The following is a 19,810-nucleotide window of genomic DNA, read 5'->3' on the forward strand; positions in this document are numbered from 1 at the left end:
GCGGTAACATTAGAGGCATCTTGCCGGATATGCAGTATCTTTGCCGCCAGGCATGGAGAACTCGGACATGAACGTAGCTGTATCGGCCAATCTTGTCGGCATCACCGGGATCGCCCGCCGCCTCGTGCAGGACGGCGCGCTGGACGAAGCCGCGGCGCGGACCGCGATGGCCCAGGCGGGCGAGGCCAAGGTGCCGCTGCCGCAGTGGTTTTCCGAGAAGAAGCTGGTCACCGCCGCGCAGCTGGCCGCCGCCAATGCGGTGGAGTTCGGCATGCCGTTGATGGATGTCTCGGTCTTCGATGCCAGCCAGAACGCAATGAAGCTGGTCAGCGAGGAGTTGCTGCAGAAGTACCAGGTACTGCCGCTGTTCAAGCGCGGCGGCCGCCTGTTCGTCGGCATCAGCAACCCGACCCAGACCCGGGCGCTGGACGACATCAAGTTCCACACCAACCTGACGGTGGAGCCGATCCTGGTCGACGAGGATCAGATCCGCCGCACCCTGGAGCAGTGGCAGGCCAGCAACGACGCGCTCGGCAGTGCCTTGGGCGACGACGAGGGCATGGACAACCTCGATGTCGGCGGCGGCGACGAGGACATGGGCAGCGGTGGCGACACCGGCATCGACGCCAAGGGGGAGGACACCCCGGTCGTCAAGTTCGTGAACAAGGTGCTGGTCGATGCGATCCGTCGCGGCGCGTCCGACATCCACTTCGAGCCCTACGAGGACGACTACCGGGTGCGCCTGCGCATCGACGGCCTGCTCAAGAGCGTGGCCAAGGCGCCGGTCAAGCTCAACCAGCGCATCGCCGCGCGCCTGAAGGTGATGGCGCAGCTGGACATCGCCGAGAAGCGAGTCCCGCAGGACGGCCGCATCAAGCTCAACCTGTCCAAGAACAAGCAGATCGACTTTCGCGTCAGTACCCTGCCCACGCTGTTCGGCGAGAAGATCGTGCTGCGTATCCTCGATGGCAGCGCGGCCAAGCTGGGCATCGACAAGCTCGGCTACGAGCCCGAGCAGCAGAAGCTGTTCCTGGATGCGATCCACAAGCCGTACGGCATGGTCCTGGTCACCGGTCCCACCGGCTCGGGCAAGACGGTGTCGCTGTACACCGCGCTGGGCATCCTCAACGACGACACCCGCAACATTTCCACCGCCGAGGATCCGGTCGAAATCCGCCTGCCCGGGGTCAACCAGGTGCAGCAGAACAACAAGCGCGGCATGACCTTCGCGGCGGCGCTGCGCTCGTTCCTGCGCCAGGATCCGGACATCATCATGGTCGGCGAAATCCGCGACCTGGAGACCGCCGAGATCGCGATCAAGGCCGCGCAGACCGGCCATATGGTGCTGTCCACCCTGCACACCAACGACGCGCCGCAGACCATCGCGCGCCTGATGAACATGGGCATCGCGCCCTACAACATCACCAGTTCGGTGACCCTGGTCATCGCCCAGCGCCTGGCCCGTCGCCTGTGCAACAACTGCAAGCGTCCGGCCCAACTGCCGGAAAATGCCTTGCTGGCCGAGGGCTTCACCGAGGCGGAAATCGCCGCCGGCATCCAGTTGTACGAGGCGGTCGGTTGCGACGAGTGCACCGAGGGCTACAAGGGCCGCACCGGCATCTACCAGGTGATGCCGATGAACGACGAGATCGCCGCGATCGTGCTGCAGGGCGGCAATGCGATGGACATCGCCAGCGCCGCGCAGAAGATCGGGGTCAAGGACCTGCGCCAGTCGGCCCTGCTCAAGGCCCGCAACGGCATCACCAGCCTGGCCGAGATCAATCGGGTGACGAAGGATTGAGGGGCGGGGATTCGGGATTCGGGATTGGCAACAGCGGCACAGCGGCCTACGCCGCCGTCTGTCGCCTAGGCACTTCGCCGAGTGATCGGGGCTCGGAATCCGCTCTTCGCTCTTACGAATCCCCAATCCCGATTCCCCAATCCCGGCTCCTCTACTCCATCCCCAGCTTCTTCAGCTTGTAGCGCAGCGCGCGAAAGGTGATGCCCAGCTGCGCGGCGGTGCGGGTCTTGTTCCAGCGGTTCTCTTCCAGCGCCTTCTGGATCGCGGCGCGTTCGAGCTGCTCGATGTAGGACGGCAGGGCGGAGGAGCTCGGGTCGATGTCGACCACGCCGCGCGGCAGTGCGGGAGCGGCCTCGGCGGCGCTGCGGGCATGGTTGCCGGGTTGCGGCAGGCGCAGGTCGGCGGCGCTGATCTGGTCGTCCTCGGCCATTGCCAGGGCGCGTTCGAGGATGTTTTCCAGTTCGCGCACGTTGCCGGGGAAGGCGTAGCTGCTCAGGGCGTCCAGGGCAGAGGGCGACAGCAGCGGGGTGGGCCGGCCGTGGCTCTTGGCCAGCCGCGCCAGGATCGCCGCGGCCAGTTGCGGCAGATCGCCGCCGCGCTCGCGCAGCGGCGGCACGCGCAGCTCGATCACGTTGATGCGGTAGTACAGGTCGTGGCGGAAGCGGCCCTCGGCGACCAGGTCGGCCAGGTCCTTGTGGGTGGCCGAGAGGATGCGCACGTCCACCGGTACCTCGGTAGCGGCGCCGACCGGGCGCACCGATTTTTCCTGGATCGCGCGCAGCAGCTTGACCTGCATCGGCAGCGGCAGCTCGGCGACCTCGTCGAGGAACAGGGTGCCGCCGTGCGCGGCCTGGAACAGGCCGGCCTGGTCGGCGTGGGCGCCGGTGAAGCTGCCCTTCTTGTGGCCGAAGAACTCGCTTTCCATCAGTTCGGCCGGGATCGCGCCGCAGTTCACCGGGACGAAGGGGCCGGCGGAGCGGGCGCCCTGTTCGTGGATGGTGCGCGCGACCAGTTCCTTGCCCACGCCGGATTCGCCGAGGATGTAGACCGGCGCCTGGTTGCGCGCGACCTTGGCGATGGTGTTGCGCAGGGCGTCCATCGCCGCCGAGGCGCCGAGCAGGCGGCTGGCCTGTTCCGGGGCAGGCTGCGGCGGCGCGGCGCGGCTTTCGTTGTTGAGTTCCAGCGCATGCTTGACCAGGCCGCGCAGCACCTGGATGTCCACCGGCTTGCTGACGAAGTCGAAGGCGCCGGCCTTCAGCGCCTCCACCGCCAGGTCCATGCTGCCGAAGGCGGTGATCATCGCCACCGGCGTGCGCGGGTAGTGTTTGGCGATCTCGCTGACCAGCTCGATGCCGTTGCCGTCGGGCAGGCGCATGTCGGTGATGCACAGATCGTAGGGATTGCTCGCCAGCAGTTCGCGCGCTTCGGCGAGGTTGGCGGCGGTGCTGATGCGCAGCCCCATCCGGCCCAGGGTCAGGACCAGCAACTCGCGGATGTCGCGCTCGTCGTCGACGACCAGGGCGCTTCGGGTTTCGTTCATGTGCAGGGAAGATAACGTAGGAACCGGGGCATGCGCCAATTTACCGGCGCCGGCCGCGCGCTGGCGGAGCGATTCTCACCTGTCAGCCGCTGAGCATGGCGTGCGGGCCGGGCAGGGCGACGCGGAAGCAGGCGCCGCCGGCCGGTACCGGCACGTACTCCAGCCGCGCCTGGTTGGCCCGACACAACTCGCGGGCGATGTACAGGCCCAGCCCGGTGCCGTGCTCGGAGGTGGTGAAGAACGGCCGGAACAGCTGTGCCGCCACTGCCTCGGGGATGCCCGGGCCGCGGTCCATGACGTCGACGATGGCGTTGCGCTCCTGCAGCGCCACGCGCAGGCGCACCCGCGCCGGCTCCTCCATCACCCGCCCGTACTTGAGCGCGTTGTGTACCAGCGCGCTGAGGATCTGGTGCAGGTGTTTGGGATCGACCAGCGCGTGCACCGGCTGCGGGGCGAGGATGGCCTCGAGGCTGTCGGTCTCGATCGACAGGGTCTGCCGATACTCCAGGACGAAGCGGCGCACGAACGCGCCCAGGTCCAGGTTCTCCGGATTGGAGCGCTCGCGCCGGGCCAGGCCGAGCACGCTCTCGACGATGCCGTTGGTGCGCTGGCACTGCTGGTGGATGATCTGCAGCAGACGGCGGTCGGCATCGCCGATCGCCGGCGATTCCTCCAGCAGCTGCGAGGCGTAGTTGATCGCGGCCAGCGGGTTGCGGATCTCGTGGGCCAGGCTGGCCGAGAAGCGGCCCAGCGCCGACAGCGTCAGCGATTCGGCGCGCCGCGAGACCACCGTGGCATCGTCGAGGAACACCAGGGTCAGGTCGCCTTCGGCCAGCAGCCGGGCGAAGCGCGGCTGCACCTCCGGCTGGTCCGGCGACAGCTGCAGCGGGCTTTCGTCCTGGTTCCAGCCGTTGCGCCAGCGCTGCAGGCGCCGGGCCAGTTCCGGCGCGGCGCTGGCCAGGTCCAGCCGGCCGCTGCCGCTGTTGCCGTCGGTATCGCCGAGCAGGGCCGACGCGGCCTCGTTGGCCAGTGTCACCCGGTTCTGCGCGTCCACCACCAGCACCCCGGTGCGCATGCGGCGGATGATCAGTTCGTTGATTTCGTAGAGATTGGCCACCTCGGCGCCGCGGCGCTCGGCCAGGCGCTGGCTGGTGCGCGCGCGCTGGCCGATCCGGTTGCAGATGTAGGCCACCGCCAGGTAGCTGGTGGCGAACATCGCCAGTTCGGCCAGGCTGCGGGTGTTGTCGGCGCCGTCCAGCACGCTCCAGACGTATTCGGCCAGCGTCGCCGCCGAGGCGGTCAGGGCGATGGCGATGCCGCCGCGCAGGCGCAGCAGCATCGCCGCAGCGGCGACGTTGAACAGCAGCATCATCGCGATGCCGGCACTGGCCGCGGGCAGGGCATGCGCGGCCAGGGTCGCGGCGACGATGTCGGCCAAGGCGCTGAAACCGACGATGGGCGCCAGGTGCGCCTCGTTGCGCCCCCACATCAGCAGCGCCAGCGCCACCGCCAGGTAGGCGGTGGACAAGGTGGCGGCCAGTTGCGGGTAGCGCGGTTCGCCCACCAGCACGCCGAGCGGGCTGAACACCAGGGCGGCGATCAGCCCGGCCACCAGCACCCGGTACAGCGCGAAGAAGTACAGCTCGCGGCGCGGAATGGACTCGATGCGATCGATGAGCGAGGCGCTGGTGGGCAAGCCGGACTCCGGGCGGACAGCGGACGGCGCGAGTATAGGGGCGGCGCCGTCTACGCGGAGGGCGAACGGGGCGGTGGCGACCTGGGCCGTCACCGCCAACGGCGGGGAAACCGCGATTGTCGTCGCCGGCGGTCCGGCGCCGGATCGGGGCAAGGGCCAATGGACAAGGTCGCGGGATGAGGGCAGCAAGGCGTGGGCAGCCGGGTGCCCGCTCCACCCGGTGGCGCCACCACGGACATCGCCGGAGGCCTCGGCCGGGTCAGGCCGCCGGCGCTTTTGCGCCGCCGCCCTCGGTCGGCGACAATAGGCGTCCCGTCCGTACCGCTCCCGGCCGCCACTCAGGGCCCGGATCGCTGCGGGACGGCCGTTCCTTTTCCCACGGTGACGCATGAATTTCCACGAATATCAGGCAAAACAACTGCTTGCCGAGTACGGCATCCCGGTCCCGGCCGGCAAGGTCGCGGCGACTCCGGAAGAAGCGGTTGAAGCCGCCAAGTCGCTTGGCGCTGGCCCTTGGATGGTCAAGGCGCAGATCCACGCAGGCGGCCGCGGCAAGGCTGGCGGCGTCAAGTTCTGCAAGACCACCGACGATGTGAAGGCCGTTGCCGAGAAGCTGCTCGGCACCAAGATGGCCACCTACCAGACCGCCGGCGTCGAGCTGCCGATCAACCTGGTGCTGGTGACCACCGCCGGTGAGATTGTCAAGGAGCTGTACCTGTCGGTGCTGGTCGACCGCGGCACCCGCACCATCAGCTACATCGCATCGAGCGAAGGCGGCATGGAGATCGAACAGGTCGCCGCCGAGACCCCGGACAAGATCCACACGCTCAACGTCGACTTCGTCGAGGGCGTGCAGGGTTACCACGGCCGCGACATCGGCTTCAAGATGGGCCTGACCGCCAAGCAGGCCGGCCAGTTCGCCAGCATCATGGTCAACCTGTACCGCATCTTCAACGAGAAGGACCTGGCGCTGGTGGAAATCAATCCGCTGGCCATCCTGGACGACGGCAACCTCTACGCGCTGGACGGCAAGTTCAACAGCGACGACAACGCCAACTTCCGCCACAAGGAACTGGTCGCCATGCGCGACAAGTCCCAGGAAGACGAGACCGAAGTGACCGCTTCGGAGCTGGACATCAACTACGTCACCATGGACGGCAACATCGGCTGCATGGTCAATGGCGCCGGCCTGGCCATGGCGACCATGGACGTGATCAAGCTCAACGGCGGCGAGCCGGCGAACTTCCTGGACGTGGGCGGCGGCGCCAACAAGCAGCGCGTGATCGAGGCGTTCAAGCTGATCCTGTCCTCGGACAAGGTCGAAGGCATCTTCGTCAACATCTTCGGCGGCATCGTCCGCTGCGACATGATCGCCGAGGGCATCATCGCGGCGGTCAAGGAAGTGGGCGTCAAGGTTCCGGTCGTGGTGCGCCTGGAAGGCACCAACGTGGAAGAAGGCAAGCAGCTGCTGCGCGACAGCGGCATGGCCATCATCCCGGCCGACAACATCAACGACGGCGCCAAGAAGGTCGTTGAAGCTGTCAAGAACGCCGCCTGATCCACGACACCAAGGAACTCCAATGTCTGTTTTGATCAACAAGAACACCAAGGTGATCGTGCAGGGCTTCACCGGCCAGCAGGGCACCTTCCACGCCACTCAGATGATCGAGTACGGCACCCAGGTCGTCGGCGGTGTCACGCCAGGCAAGGGCGGCACCACCCACATCGACCTGCCGGTGTTCAACACCGTAGCCGATGCCGTGCAGAGCACGGGCGCCGACGCCTCGGTGATCTACGTGCCGCCGCCGTTCGCGGCCGACGCGATCCTGGAAGCGGCTGCGGCCGGCATCAAGGTCATCGTCTGCATCACCGAAGGCATCCCGGTGCTGGACATGCTGCGCGTCAAGAACGTGCTGACCCGCTCGCATCCGGACACCGTGCTGATCGGGCCGAACTGCCCCGGCGTGATCACCCCGGGCGAGTGCAAGATCGGCATCATGCCGGGCCACATCCACAAGCCGGGCAAGATCGGCATCGTCTCGCGTTCGGGCACGCTGACCTACGAAGCGGTCAAGCAGACCACCGAAGTCGGTCTGGGCCAGTCCACCTGCATCGGCATCGGCGGCGACCCGATCAACGGCCTGAACTTCGTCGACTGCCTCAAGCTGTTCAACGAGGATCCGCAGACCGAAGGCATCATCATGGTCGGCGAAATCGGCGGCGACGCCGAGGAAGCCGGTGCCGAGTACATCGCCAAGCACGTCAAGAAGCCGGTGGTCGGCTTCATCGCCGGTGCCTCGGCGCCGGCCGGCAAGCGCATGGGCCACGCCGGTGCCATCGCCTCGGGCGGCAAGGGCACGGCCGAGGGCAAGTTCGCGGCGATGGAAGCCGCTGGCGTCAAGACCGTCCGCTCGCCGGGCGACCTGGGTGCGGCGATCGCCTCGCTGGTGAAGTAAGCCGTCAGCGCTGCGGCAGCGACCCGCCTTCGGGGGCGTCGTTGTCGCCGCCGCTGTCCGCAAAGGCCTCGCGCGAGCGAGGCCTTTTGCGTTTCGAGGATCCGGTGCGCGGCACTGTCGCGGCGTGCCCGGCGCGACGGGACGGATCGGGTAACGACGCAATGCGGCCCACCAACCTTTGCGCAATCAAGCAGTTGCGCCATCCCAGTGGTCGCCATTCGTCCCTGCGGCCCCGCCATTGGTCCCCTGGCCGGGTGGTGCCGTCCCTGCGTTGCCGACACGGTCCGGCACGGTGCCGACACTGGCGCCACTTTCTTCGGCAGCAACAGGAGTGGATGCGTGATCAGGCGATGGCGGGCAGCGGTATGCGGGGCGGGCATGGCGATGGGCATCGGCGGCATCTGCGCGGCGGCGCCGGGCGACTGGGCCAGCTACGCCGGTGCGCCCGGCGGCGGGCAGTACTCGCCGCTGACCCAGATCACGCCGGACAACATCGGCCGGCTGCGCATCGCCTGGTCGTTCCGCACCGGCGAACTCGGTGCGGGCCTGCCCGATCCGGAACGGCGCCGCTTCGAGGCCAATCCGCTGGTGCTGGGTGGGCGCATGTACCTGACCACCGGGACCGGCATCGCCTTCGCCCTGGATGCGGCGAGCGGCCGCGAACTGTGGTCGTTCGATGCCAAGGTCGCGCGCAACAAGCACTACAGCGACCCGGCCTCGCGCGGGGTGAGTTTCTGGCGCGACACCCAGGCCGCGGCGGGCGCATGCCGCGAGCGCATCGTGTACGGCACCCTGGATGCGCGGCTGATCGCACTGGATGCAGCCGATGGACGGCCCTGCGCCGGGTTCGGCAGGGACGGCACGATCGACCTCCACGCCGGGGTCGATGTGCACGACAGCGCCAGCGATGCCTGGTCCAACTATGCGGTGACCTCGCCGCCGGTGGTGGCCGGCGACGTGCTGGTGGTCGGCAGCTCGATCGGCGACAACCGCGGGCATGCGTTGGAGCAGGGCGTGGTGCGCGGCTACGACGCGCGCAGCGGCCGCGAACTGTGGCGCTGGGATCCGGTGCCGCGCGATCCGGCCAAGGCCACCGCCGCCGGCTGGCAGCCGGAACAGGCGGCCACGGTCGGCGGCGGCAATGCCTGGGCGCCGCTGTCGGTGGATCCGGCGCTGGGTCTGGTGTACGTACCGACCGGCTCGGCCAGCCCCGACTATTACGGCGGCGAGCGCCTGGGCGACAACCGCGACACCGACTCGCTGGTGGCGCTGGACCTTCACAGCGGGCGCCGGGTGTGGGCGCAGCAGCTGGTGCATCACGATCTGTGGGACTACGACCTGGCCTCGCAGCCGGTGCTGACCACGGTGCAGACTGCGCAGGGACCGCGCGCGGCAGTGCTGCAGGCAACCAAGACCGGCTTCCTGTTCGCCTTCGACCGCCGCGACGGCACGCCGCTGTTCCCGATCAGCGAGGTGCCGGTGCCGGCGTCCGACGTGCCGGGCGAACGCACCTCGCCGACCCAGCCGATGCCCGAGCCGGCGCTGCGGCTGGCGCGGCATACGCCGCTGACTGCCGCCGACGCCTGGGGGGCGACGCCCGGTGCGCGCCGCGAATGCGCAGCGCTGATCGCCGGGCTGCGCTCGGAAGGCCTGTTCACCCCGCCCAGCGTGCGCGGCACGATCGCGCTGCCGGGTTGGGCCGGTGGCGTGAACTGGGGCGGCATCGCGGTGGATCCGCAGCGCCAGCTGGCGATCATGCCGGTGTCGGACCTGCCGATGCAGGTGGCGCTGATCCCGCGCGAGCAATTCAGCAAGGCCGAGCGCGCGCGCCATCCGGACCAGCAGTTCAACGACATGGAAGGCACGCCGTACTACATGCGCCGCGGCATGTTGAGCTCGTCCGGTGGCATTCCCTGCGTCAAGCCACCGTGGGGACGGTTGGTGGCGGTGGACCTGCGCACGCGCAAGATCGCCTGGGAGCGCCCGCTCGGCACCCTGGAAGAGAAACTGCCGTGGCTGCCGCTGGACGTGGGCACGCCGCTGCTCGGCGGCGCGGTGACCACCGCCAGTGGCCTGACCTTCATCGCCGCGGCCGCCGACGCGCGCCTGCGCGCGCTCGACAGCGCCACCGGCAAGACCCTGTGGGAGGCCAAGCTGCCCGCCGGTGGCCAGGCCACGCCTTCGGTTTACGCGGTGAACGGCAAGCAGTACGTGGTGATCGCAGCGGGTGGACGTGAGGGCATGGGCACGATGGGCGACTACGTGGTCGCCTATACGCTCGACGGCGAGGGCAATGAAGTGGTGTTCCAGCACGGCGTCGGCGTGCGCATGGCGGTGCTGGGTCTCGCCGCGCTGGGGCTGTGCGCGGGAGTGGTGGTGTTGCTGCGGCGCTGGCGCCGGCGGCGCCGCGCACGGGCTGGTGCTGGCGCGCGCTGAAGCACAGGGTGGTGGGTGGCCGGCGCTTCGGGGTTGATTGCAGTCTGGACTGAAGTCCCTCCCACAGTGACTGGCCGGCATGCCGTCTTCCGTTGCTGTGTCGTGTTCCTTTGGGAGGGGCTTCAGCCGCGACGCGGATGCTGCAGTCCGTGGCGCATCATTGGGGCCGCTTCTGCCGGTGTGGTTGCACTGCATCCTTGCTTCCCGGTGCAGCCCGGGCAGCGCAGTCTGGGGATCGAAGGCGAACCCAGGCCGGCGCTGACCGACGACCCGCGGCGATCCCTTCGACAAGCAGGCACACGCTTTCGTAGGAGCGGCTTCAGCCGCGACGGGCATTCTTGGTAACGCTTATCGCGGCTGAAGCCGCTCCTACGAGGGGCACGACATGTCGCGCTAAGCCGCGGCAAAAGCACCTTGTTCGAGGTGCCCTGAAGTTCTTCGACAGTGCATCAGCCAGCACTCGGCCTGCCGCTCCTTGTGGGAGCGACTTCAGTCGCGACGCAGGGGGGCCTGACTAAGCGGCTTTCTCGGGCGCGCGCAGCAGAGCGAGCGTCCTGCGGCATCTCCGCGGCTGCCGCCATGTGCGCACCAAGCTGCGGCCTGCCCGGGCTACATGCCTACACTCCAACGTGGCGGCACGCGCATCATCGGCCGCAACCCGGCACAGCGCTACACTGGGCATGGCGGCACGCGATGCGTCGGCGCCGCGGCAGGTGCGATGCGCTCGCGTGGCGCCTGCGGTCTCCCACCCGTTCCTGCAAGGTTGCCTATGTCCGCTTCCCTCCGCCTCGCCATGGCCCAGTTCGATTTCCCGGTTGGCGCCGTGGCCCAGAACACCGACCGGATCATCGCGTTGATCGAGGAGGCGCGCGACGAGTACGGCGCCGACGTGGTGCTGTTCCCGGAACTGGCGGTCAGCGGCTATCCGCCGGAAGACCTGCTGCTGCGGCCGGGGTTCCTGGCCGACTGCGAGCGCGCGGTGCAGCGCATCGCCGCGCAGGTGCACGGCATCGTCGCGGTGGTCGGCTGGCCGCAGAGCGCCGGCAGCGTGGTCTACAACGCCGCCAGCGTGCTGCGCGGCGGCCGCATCGAACTTACCTACCGCAAGCGCGAACTGCCCAACTACGCGGTGTTCGACGAGCGCCGCTATTTCGACGTGGACCCGGACGGCGAGAACTGCGTGTTCGACATCAAGGGCACGCCGGTTGGCCTGGTGATCTGCGAGGACCTGTGGTTCCCGGAGCCGCTGGCGGCGACCGTGCGGGCGGGCGCGGAGCTGGTGCTGGTGCCCAACGCCTCGCCCTACGAGCGTGGCAAGCACGCGCAGCGCGATGCCTTGCTGGCCGAACGCAGTCGCGAGAGCGGCGCGGCGCTGGCCTATCTCAACGTGGTCGGCGGCCAGGATGCGCTGGTGTTCGACGGCGCTTCGGTGGTGGCCGACGGCGACGGCACCGTGCATCCGGCCGCGGCCGCCTTCACCGACCAGTGGCTGGTGGTGGACTACGACACCGCCGCGCGCCGCTTCGCGCCGCTGCGCTGGATCGACGACGGCGACGAAAGCATGGACGCGCTGGCCTGGCGCGCGGTGGTGCGCGGGCTGCAGGACTACTGCGCCAAGAATCGTTTTTCCAAGGTGTGGCTGGGCCTGTCCGGCGGCATCGATTCGGCACTGGTGCTGGCGATGGCGGTGGACGCGCTGGGTGCGGACAACGTCACCGCGGTGCGGCTGCCGTCGCGCTATACCGCCGACCTGTCCAACGACCTGGCCGCGGATCAATGCCGCACCTTGGGCGTGAAGCTGGAGACGGTGGCGATCGAGCCGGCGTTCGAGGGCCTGCTGAGCGCGCTCGGCCCGCTGTTCGCCGGCACCGAGCCCGACGTCACCGAGGAGAACCTGCAGTCGCGCAGCCGCGGCGTGATCCTGATGGCGCTGGCCAACAAGTTCGGCGGCCTGTTGCTCACCACCGGCAACAAGAGCGAGTACGCGGTCGGCTACGCCACCATCTACGGCGACATGTGCGGCGGCTACGCGCCGCTGAAGGACCTGTACAAGACCGAGGTGTTCGGCCTGGCGAAATGGCGCAACACGGTCGGAGGTGCGCCGGTGATCCCGCCGGCGGTGATCGCGCGACCGCCCTCGGCGGAACTGCGGGCCAACCAGACCGACCAGGATTCGCTGCCGCCGTACGACGTGCTCGACGGCATCCTCTATCGCTACGTCGACCAGGAGGAATCGCGCGACGAGATCGTCGCTGCCGGCTACGCCGCCGAGGTGGTCGACCGGGTGGTGCGGCTGGTGCGCATCAGCGAATGGAAACGCCACCAGGCCGCACCGGGACCGAAGGTGTCGCGCCGCGCGTTCGGCCGCGAGCGTCGCTATCCGATCAGCAATGGGTATCAGGCTTAGCGCACGATCGAGCGGACGAGAGAGGAGCGATGCTTGTCCGCTTTTCGGGGATCATGCGATCAGGCGTTCTCGGTAAAGCCCGGTCGCGGCTAAAGCCGCTCCTAAGAGGGATACGGCCGTCTCAAGCATGCTCGCTTTTGCGAATCCCCAATCCCGATTCCCCAATCCCGGCTCTTCAGACCACCTGCAACAACCGCAACCCAAACGCATCGTCCTGCGCATTCCAGCCGTGGCTGACGCGCAGGCCGGCCTCGGCGGCCATCGCCGCGAAGCTCTGGTCGGTGTACTTGTGGCTGTACTCGACCTGCATCGCCTCGCCCTCGGCGAAATCGAAGCGCCGCCCGGCCACGGTCACCTGCTGCGCGCACTGGCTGACCAGGAAGGTCTCGATGCGCTCGCGCGCTTCCGAATAAACGGCTCGATGGCGGAACTGCGCCAGGTCGAAGTCGCTGCCGATCTCGCGGTTGAGCCGGCGCAGCAGGTTCAGGGTGAATTCGGCGGTGACCCCGGCGGCGTCGTTATAGGCCGCCTCCAGCAGCGCTGTGTCCTTCACCAAGTCGATGCCGATCAGCGCGCAGCCGTCAGCACCCATGGTCTGGCGCATCGAGCGCAGCAGGGCGATGCCATCCTCGCGGGTGAAGTTGCCCAGGGTCGAGCCGGGGAAGAACACCAGGGTGCGGCGCGCGCCGCGCTGCGGCGCCGGCAGCGCCACCGGCGCGGTGAAGTCGGCGCACACCGGCAGCATCTGGATGTGCGGGAAGCGCTCGGCCAGCCGCGTGGTGCTGGACATCAGCATGTCGCGGGAAATCTCGATCGGCGTGTAGGCCACCGGCATGCGCAGGCCGTCCAGCAGCAACTGGGTCTTGCGGCCGCTGCCGCTGCCCAGCTCCACCACGTGCGCACCGGTGCCCACCGCCTGCGCGATCGACGGCATCCGCGCTTCCAGCAAATCCAGCTCGGTGCGGGTCAGGTAGTACTCGGGCTGGCGGGTGATCGCCTCGAACAGGCGCGAGCCCTCAGCGTCGTAGAAATATTTGGACGGTAGCTGCTTGGGGCTGCACGACAGGCCGGCGATCGCATCGGCGGTGATGTCGTCCGCCTGCGGATGCAGGTCGGTCAGGGCGGCCTCGGTCAGGGCGCGGGCGGTTGCGGCATTCATGCGGAATCCTTGGCCAGGCGCACGCCGGCGAACTGCCACCGCGCATCGGAGGGGAAGAAGTTGCGGTAGCTGGCGCGGATGTGATCGTGCGGCGTGGCGCAACTGCCGCCGCGCAACACCCATTGCGCATTCATGAACTTGCCGTTGTATTCGCCCAGCGTGCCCGACCACGGGCGGAAGCCGGGGTAGGGCAGGTAGGCGCTGCCGGTCCATTCCCAGACATCGCCGAACAACTGCTGCAGGCCGGTATCGGCCGGCGCCGTCGACTGCGGATGCAGTGCATCGCTCTCGACGAAGTTGCCGGCGATGGCGACGCCGGTAGCCGCCTGTTCCCACTCCGCCTCGGTCGGCAGGCGCGCGCCGGCCCAGCGCGCGAAAGCATCGGCCTCGAACAGGCTGAGATGGCACACCGGCGCATGCGGATCGCGTTCGCGCCAGCCGCCGAGGGTGAATTCGCGCGCGCCGTCGGCATGCCAGTACAGCGGGCGCTGCCAATCCTCGGCGCACCGCTGCGCCCAGCCGTCGCTGAGCCATAGGCCGACCGTGCGATAGCCGCCGTCGGCGATGAACTCGGCGTACTCGGCGTTGCTCACCGGGCGGCTGGCCAGCGCATGCGCCGGCACCAGCACGCGATGCCGCGGCGATTCGTTGTCGTAGGCGAAGCCGGCATGCGCCGGCCACGGTGCGGCACCGATCTCGCTGATCTGTTCGTCGCGCTGCAGCCAGCGCAGCGCAGACGCCGGCGCGTGCTGGGTCGCCAGATCCGCGCGATACGCCGGACCCAGCGGATTGCGCCAGAACGCGTGCTTGATGTCGGTCAGCAGCAGTTCCTGATGCTGCTGTTCGTGCTGCAGGCCCAACTCCAGGATCTGCAGGGTCTGCGGCGCAAGCGCGCCGGCCTGCAACTGCGCCAGTACGCGGGTTTCGATCTCGCTGCGGTAGTCCAGCACCTGCGCCAGCGAGGGCCGCGACAGCAGGCCGCGATGCGGCCGCGCATGTGCTGGGCCGATGCTCTGGTAGTAGCTGTTGAACAGGTAGTCGCACTGTGGATCGTGGGGGCGGTACGCCGGATCGGCGCCGAGCACGAACCGCTCGAAGAACCAGGTGGTGTGCGCCAGATGCCATTTGGCCGGGCTGGCGTCGTCCATGCTCTGCACCATCGCGTCTTCTTCGCTCAGCGGTGCGGCGAGATGACGGCTGCGTGCGCGCACGCGGCGCAGGCGGTCCGCCAGCGTCGCGACGGATGCGATGGGCGAGGGCGGTGACGCCGGAGAGATCGCTTGCATCGATGCAGTCTTAGCGCAGCGGCGTGAACGGACCGTCACGCGTCGCGGACCGTGGCGTTACCCTAGACACATGTCTACGAGCGCCTCGCACTACGCTGCCGGTCCGGCTTCCGCCGGCGACTTGGTCGACCTCGATGCCGCGGCGGAGGCGTTCGCGTTGCCGCCCGGCGTGCGCTATCTGGACACCGCCAGCAAGGGACCGCGCCTGCACCGAGCACTGATCGCGGGGCAGGCGGCGCTGGCCGATGCGATCGCGCCGTGGACGCTGTCCTTCGATGCGTGGCGCGCGCAGATCGAAGACCTACGCGTGCTCGCGGCAGCCACGGTGTTCTCTGGCGACAGCGAGGGCGTGGCGATGGTGCCGTCGGCCGCCTATGGCCTGGCCATCGCGGCGCGGCAGGTGCCGTTGGCGCCTGGCGATGCGGTCCTGCTGCTCGATGGCCAGTTTCCATCGAATTTGCTGGCGTGGCAGCAACGCTGTGCCGAAAGCGGCGCGCATCTTGCGGTGGTGCGGCGCGCTCCTGGGCAGGACTGGACCGCGGCGGTCCTGGCGACGCTGGATGCGGAGCCGCGCGTGCGCGTGGCGACCCTGCCCAACGCTTACTGGCGCGACGGCAGCCTGCTGGATCTGGACCGGATCGCGCCGCGCGTGCATGCGGTCGGCGCGATGCTGGTGCTGGACCTGAGCCAGAGCCTGGGCGTGCTGTCGGTACGGCTGGACGCCTGGCGGCCGGACTTCGTGGTCTCGGTCGGCCACAAATGGCTGCTCGGGCCGATGGGCCTGGCATGGCTGTGGGCCTCACCGCACTGGCGCGCGCACGGCGTGCCGTTCGAGCAGCACTGGCAGGCGCGCGACCCGGGGGCGGATTGGCAGTTCCCGGCCGAGGCGCCGCCCCCGTACCGCAGCGGCGCGCGCCGCTTCGATGCCGGCGGCGTCGCCGATCCGCTGCGCCTGGCGATGGCAAGCGCGGCGCTGCAGCAAGTGCAGCAGTGGCAGCCGGCGCGCATCGCGCAACGGCTTGGCGCACTTGGTGCGGCATTCGACGCGGAGTTGCACGCGCTGGGCGCGGGCGACTGGACGGTGCCTGGGCATGCGCCGCACCTGTACGCGCTGCGCCCACCGGCATCGGCGATGCCAGTGTTGCTGCCCTGGCTGCAGCACGCGCAAGTCATCTGCACGCATCGCCATGGCGCCCTGCGCATTGCGCCGTATCTGCAGTTGACGCCAGAGGCGATGCGCGGCCTGGCGCAAGAGATGGTGGCTGCGGTGCGTGCTTGAACGCACGTGCGTGCGGTCGTTGTCTGTCTTCGGTTTCGATGGGGAAGGCAGTCGAGTACCGGTCCGCATCGTCGATCCTGTTGGGTGCATGGCTTCGTTGGTCGCGGCTGAAGCCGCTCCTACGAGAGAAGCGGCAGGTACCGGTAGGCGCGGCTTAGCCGCGACCCGATGCCGCTGTGATGCGTTCGCGCGGGTGCCGATTGCCGATGGCTGATCGCACCTCTGACGCCCGTTACCGCCGCGCCGCCAGGCGCAATCCACGTGGGGTCAGCACCCGTTCCAGCAGCTCGAACAGGCCCTGCACCAGCAGCGCCAGCAGCGCGGCCGGCACCGCGCCTTCCAGGATCAAACCGAGGTCATCCAGGCGGATGCCGGTGAGGATCGGCTGGCCGTAGCCGCCGGCGCCGATCAGCGCGCCCAGGGTCGCGGTGCCGACGTTGATCACCGCCGCGGTCTTGATGCCGGCGAGGAGGGTGCGCAGTGCCAGCGGCAGTTCGATCCGCCACAGCCGGGTGCCTGGCGGCAGTCCCAACGCAGCGGCGGTCTCGCGCAGTTCGCGCGGGATGCCGGTGATGCCGGCGTGCGTGTTGCGCACGATCGGCAGCAGGCTGTAAAGGAACAGCGCGGCGATCGCGGGTTTGGCGCCGATACCGAACAGCGGGATCATGAACACGAACACCGCCAGCGACGGCAGCGTCTGCAGCACGCCGGTCAGCGCCAGCACCGCCTGGCCGAGTCGTGGCCGGTGCGCCGCCAGGATGCCCAGCGGCAGCGCCACCAGCAGGGCCAGGCCCAGCGACAGCCCGACCAGCGCCAGGTGCTCGCGGGTGCGTTGCAGCAGCCGTTGCAGGCGTCCGTCCTCGGCCGGCGCGGCGATGCCCAGCCAGTGTGCGGCGATGGCGCTTTCGGCACGCTTGTCGAGCTTGGCCTCGGCGTTGAGCCGCTGCATGGTCGCCGCGTCGATGCGTCCGCCCAGTCCCCGCAGCGCCTGCACGAAGCGCGGCGCGCGCTGTGCCAGGTCGGCGCGGTACAGGAACACCGCCGCGTAGCGCGGGAAGTAGTGCTTGTCGTCCTGCAGCACCAGCAGGTCGTGCGCGGGGATCTCGGCGTCGGTGCTGTACAGGTCGGTGAGGTCGATCGCGCCGCTGTCCAGCGCGCGGTAGGCGAGGTCGTGGTCCAGGCCGGTGGGCGTCTGTGGCAGTCCGTAGGCGTCGCGCACGCCGGGCCAGCCGTCGGCGCGCGAGACGAATTCGTTGCTCAGCCCGAATTTCAGTGTCGGATGCGCGTCCAGGTCCGACAGGCGCACGATGCCCAGCGCCTGCGCGCGTTGCCGGCGCATGCCGAACGCATAGGTGTTGTCGAAGCCCAGCGGCGCGCTCATCGCCAGGCCGCGCTGCGCCAGCGCCTTGCGCAACGTGTCGTCGTCGGCGCCCGGCAGTTGCAGCAGTTCGGCGGCCAGGGTGCCGGTGTACTCGGCATAGGCGTCGATCGAACCCTGCTCCAGCGCGCGCCACAGGATGCGGGTGCCGCCGAGCTGGCGCCGGTGCTCGACCTCGACCCCGGCCTGGCGCCCGGCGCCGGCGGCGATCTCGCCCAGCACCACCGCTTCGGTGAAGTTCTTCGAGCCGACCACGACCTTGGCGTCTGCGGCAGCGGCTGGCAGACCCAGCAGGCTGGCAAGGCTGCCCAAGGCGACCGCTGCGATCGCGCGCCAGCGCGCGCCCGGCGAGGTCATCGCGCCTCCTCCAGGGTGCGCTGCGCCCGCAGGAACTGGCTCACGAACGGGTCGGCCGGCGCCTCCAGCAAGGTGCGTGCACTGCCTTCCTGCAGCACGCGGCCGCCGCGCATCAGCACCAGGGTATCGCCCAGGTAGGCGGCCTCGGCGACGTCGTGGGTCACCAGCACCACGGTCTTGCCGAGCAGCGCGAACAGCTCGCGCATCTGCGTCTGCAGTTCGTGGCGCACGATCGGGTCGAGCGCGCCCAGCGGTTCGTCCAGCAGCAACACCGGCGGATCCAGCAACAGGGCGCGGATCAGTCCGACGCGCTGGCGCTGGCCGCCGGACAGTTCGGCCGGGTAGCGCGCCAGCAGCGCTTCCGGCAGGCGGCACAACTCGGCCAGCTCATGCAGGCGCGCTTCGATGCGCGGCCGCGGCCAGCCGAGCGTGCGCGCCAGCAGCGCGGCGTTGTCGCGGGCGCTCAGGTGCGGGAACAGGCCGCCTTCCTGGATCACGTAGCCGATGCGCCGGCGCTGCGCCAGCAAGGTGGCGCGACGCAGCGGCTCCCCCTGGAAGCGCACCTCGCCACTATCCGGCCACTCCAGCCCCAGCAGCAGCCGCAGCACGCTGGACTTGCCGGCGCCGCTGGGACCGATCAACGCGGTGGTGCGGCCCGGGGCGATGCGAAGATCGACCTGGTCCAGCGCCAGCATGTCGCCGTAGCGGTGGGTGACCCGATGCAGTTCGAACATCGAAGCAGCATAGCCGCAGGCGGCGACCACGCCATGCGAAGACGCCGCGGCTTCAGCGGGCGGCGTCGGTCAGCAGGTCCAGCGTCGGTTTCGGCCGGCCCAGGTCGTACATCAGGCCGAAATGGGCCTCCGCGCCCTGCTGGTCCGGCTGGTCGAGCAATTCGTAGAGATTGATCTCGGCGACCACGTCGGCGTAGTCGCTGCGCAGCGTCTGCAGCAGGTCCGCCACGCTGTCGTAGCAGGCGCCGTCGCCGGAATGGCCGCCATCGGTGTTGCCGGTGTACACCTCGGCGCAGTTGAGCTCGTTGACGTACACCTTGGTGCCGTATTTCTGCGCAGCGGCGCGCAGCTGCCCCAGGTACAGATCCATCCAGTAGCCGTGTTCGCCGTGGAAGGCGTAGTAGTGGAAGCTGATGCGGTCGAAGTCGAAGCCGGCGGCCTTGGCCTGGTCCAGGAACCACAGCGAGCCGTTGCGGTCGCCGGGGCAGCGCGCGTTGGCCGAATGGTCGTCGCTGTTGCAGGCGGTGATGTTGATGGTGAATTGCAGGCCGGCGCCCAGCTCGTCGGAGGCCTGCTTCATGCCGCGGTACATGGTGGTCATCGCCGCGATCCGCGCCGGGGCGGCGGCACGGTCCAGGTCCTGCTCGTTGCCGATCTCCCAGACCTTGATGTCGTTGGCATAGCGGCGCGCCAGCGCGTAGCCGATCTCCTGCGACATCGGATACACCATGGGCCGCAGCGCGATGTTGTACTGGCGCGAGAGCTGCACCAGCCGGTCGAGCACGGTGAAGTTGCGCGGGTCCACGTCGAACCGGTAGCTGCGCAGGTTGCGCTGGTCGAGCAGGCGGAACACCGCCTCGCTCTGGCTGAGGGGGTAGGCCTGGCGACCGTCGTGGCCGTTGACCCCGTACACGATGGCAGGTGCCGCGGCGGCGGGGGCGGCAGCGACGACGAGGACGAGGAGGGCAGCGAACAGGCGCAGCAGCGGGCGCAGCAAGGACAGAGACATGGCGTTCCCGGCGGAAGCGGCCCGGGGCGGGCACGGGGCCAGCCTAGCAAGCCCGGCCACGGGCATCGGCGCCAATTCCCGGGACTGCGGTGCGGGTCGCACTCCGCCGGGATTGGTCTGGAGGCGCGCCATGCTGGGCGGCTAGTGGGTGGGACTGGCGCTGCCTGGCGATGCGCGCAGCCTTGGGTGGTTGCTGGTGTCGTCATGGCCGCCCGCAGCAGCCGCGCGCAGGTGCGCCAGCGGACCGCCGAGGCCGATCGGCGTTGCCCGGA

General features: G+C 69.2%; 13 protein-coding genes. 6 read left to right on the forward strand and 7 right to left on the reverse strand.

What is annotated here, in order from left to right:
- Positions 1–67 precede the first annotated feature (67 nt).
- Entirely contained in the window at positions 68–1,801 is a 1,734-nt protein-coding gene (pilB, locus tag AC1PMG_RS05580; RefSeq protein ID WP_481110939.1) for a type IV-A pilus assembly ATPase PilB, read from the forward strand.
- Between the two features lie 151 nt (positions 1,802–1,952).
- Here pilB and AC1PMG_RS05585 read toward each other — a convergent pair whose 3' ends face one another.
- Together AC1PMG_RS05585 and AC1PMG_RS05590 are read right to left on the reverse strand one after the other, a co-directional pair.
- Complete coding sequence (locus tag AC1PMG_RS05585) at positions 1,953–3,341, reverse strand: sigma-54-dependent transcriptional regulator (RefSeq protein ID WP_481110940.1); 1,389 nt, start codon at positions 3,339–3,341, stop codon at positions 1,953–1,955.
- A gap of 82 nt (positions 3,342–3,423) precedes the next feature.
- Positions 3,424–5,037: a sensor histidine kinase gene (locus AC1PMG_RS05590; protein WP_342074112.1), complete on the reverse strand. Its 1,614-nt coding sequence runs from the start codon at positions 5,035–5,037 to the stop codon at positions 3,424–3,426.
- 388 nt (positions 5,038–5,425) lie between these two features.
- On the opposite strand from AC1PMG_RS05590, the gene sucC reads away from it, so the two are divergent.
- The 4 genes from sucC to AC1PMG_RS05610 all read left to right on the forward strand — a co-directional run bounded on the left by sucC (position 5,426) and on the right by AC1PMG_RS05610 (position 12,336).
- Positions 5,426–6,595, forward strand: coding sequence for an ADP-forming succinate--CoA ligase subunit beta (gene sucC / locus AC1PMG_RS05595; RefSeq protein WP_010342227.1), 1,170 nt, complete (start codon positions 5,426–5,428; stop codon positions 6,593–6,595).
- A gap of 22 nt (positions 6,596–6,617) precedes the next feature.
- A complete protein-coding gene (gene sucD / locus AC1PMG_RS05600; RefSeq protein WP_010342226.1) occupies positions 6,618–7,493 on the forward strand; it encodes a succinate--CoA ligase subunit alpha in 876 nt (291 codons plus the stop codon).
- A 339-nt stretch (positions 7,494–7,832) separates the two neighbouring features.
- On the forward strand, positions 7,833–9,929 hold the full coding sequence (locus AC1PMG_RS05605; protein WP_481110941.1) for a pyrroloquinoline quinone-dependent dehydrogenase: 2,097 nt from the start codon (positions 7,833–7,835) through the stop codon (positions 9,927–9,929).
- Between the two features lie 769 nt (positions 9,930–10,698).
- Positions 10,699–12,336: an NAD+ synthase gene (locus tag AC1PMG_RS05610; protein WP_481110942.1), complete on the forward strand. Its 1,638-nt coding sequence runs from the start codon at positions 10,699–10,701 to the stop codon at positions 12,334–12,336.
- Positions 12,337–12,511: 175 nt separating this feature from the next.
- On the opposite strand, the gene egtD is transcribed toward AC1PMG_RS05610, so the two are convergent.
- Complete coding sequence (gene egtD, locus AC1PMG_RS05615) at positions 12,512–13,495, reverse strand: L-histidine N(alpha)-methyltransferase (protein ID WP_481110943.1); 984 nt, start codon at positions 13,493–13,495, stop codon at positions 12,512–12,514.
- The gene (gene egtB, locus AC1PMG_RS05620; RefSeq protein ID WP_481110944.1) at positions 13,492–14,781 is read right to left on the reverse strand and encodes an ergothioneine biosynthesis protein EgtB; all 1,290 of its coding nucleotides are present in this window, start codon (positions 14,779–14,781) and stop codon (positions 13,492–13,494) included. The genes egtD and egtB overlap by 4 nt, the downstream gene beginning before the upstream one ends.
- A gap of 70 nt (positions 14,782–14,851) precedes the next feature.
- Here egtB and AC1PMG_RS05625 point away from each other — a divergent pair, with 70 nt between their 5' ends.
- Positions 14,852–16,060: an aminotransferase class V-fold PLP-dependent enzyme gene (locus AC1PMG_RS05625; RefSeq protein WP_481111615.1), complete on the forward strand. Its 1,209-nt coding sequence runs from the start codon at positions 14,852–14,854 to the stop codon at positions 16,058–16,060.
- Between the two features lie 232 nt (positions 16,061–16,292).
- On the opposite strand, the gene AC1PMG_RS05630 is transcribed toward AC1PMG_RS05625, so the two are convergent.
- Genes AC1PMG_RS05630 through AC1PMG_RS05640 form a run of 3 tightly spaced genes read right to left on the reverse strand, consistent with a single transcriptional unit; the run spans position 16,293 to position 19,538 of the window.
- Positions 16,293–17,795 carry an ABC transporter permease/substrate-binding protein gene (locus tag AC1PMG_RS05630; RefSeq protein WP_481110945.1) on the reverse strand — a complete coding sequence of 501 codons (1,503 nt, stop codon included), beginning with the start codon at positions 17,793–17,795 and terminating at the stop codon, positions 16,293–16,295.
- Positions 17,792–18,529 carry an ATP-binding cassette domain-containing protein gene (locus AC1PMG_RS05635; RefSeq protein WP_481110946.1) on the reverse strand — a complete coding sequence of 246 codons (738 nt, stop codon included), beginning with the start codon at positions 18,527–18,529 and terminating at the stop codon, positions 17,792–17,794. The genes AC1PMG_RS05630 and AC1PMG_RS05635 overlap by 4 nt, the downstream gene beginning before the upstream one ends.
- A gap of 52 nt (positions 18,530–18,581) precedes the next feature.
- Positions 18,582–19,538, reverse strand: coding sequence for a hypothetical protein (locus AC1PMG_RS05640; RefSeq protein WP_481110947.1), 957 nt, complete (start codon positions 19,536–19,538; stop codon positions 18,582–18,584).
- Positions 19,539–19,810: the final 272 nt, after the last annotated feature.

The organism is Xanthomonas sp. NCPPB 2250, from assembly GCF_056725265.1.

Coding starts and splice junctions, on each gene's coding strand:
- AC1PMG_RS05635 (WP_481110946.1), bottom strand. CDS start 18,529: ATGTTCGAACTGCATCGGGTCACCCACCGCTACGGCGACATGCTGGCG.
- AC1PMG_RS05625 (WP_481111615.1), top strand. CDS start 14,852: ATGTCTACGAGCGCCTCGCACTACGCTGCCGGTCCGGCTTCCGCCGGC.
- AC1PMG_RS05640 (WP_481110947.1), bottom strand. CDS start 19,538: ATGTCTCTGTCCTTGCTGCGCCCGCTGCTGCGCCTGTTCGCTGCCCTC.
- sucD (WP_010342226.1), top strand. CDS start 6,618: ATGTCTGTTTTGATCAACAAGAACACCAAGGTGATCGTGCAGGGCTTC.
- egtD (WP_481110943.1), bottom strand. CDS start 13,495: ATGAATGCCGCAACCGCCCGCGCCCTGACCGAGGCCGCCCTGACCGAC.
- AC1PMG_RS05610 (WP_481110942.1), top strand. CDS start 10,699: ATGTCCGCTTCCCTCCGCCTCGCCATGGCCCAGTTCGATTTCCCGGTT.
- AC1PMG_RS05630 (WP_481110945.1), bottom strand. CDS start 17,795: ATGACCTCGCCGGGCGCGCGCTGGCGCGCGATCGCAGCGGTCGCCTTG.
- sucC (WP_010342227.1), top strand. CDS start 5,426: ATGAATTTCCACGAATATCAGGCAAAACAACTGCTTGCCGAGTACGGC.
- pilB (WP_481110939.1), top strand. CDS start 68: ATGAACGTAGCTGTATCGGCCAATCTTGTCGGCATCACCGGGATCGCC.
- AC1PMG_RS05585 (WP_481110940.1), bottom strand. CDS start 3,341: ATGAACGAAACCCGAAGCGCCCTGGTCGTCGACGACGAGCGCGACATC.
- egtB (WP_481110944.1), bottom strand. CDS start 14,781: ATGCAAGCGATCTCTCCGGCGTCACCGCCCTCGCCCATCGCATCCGTC.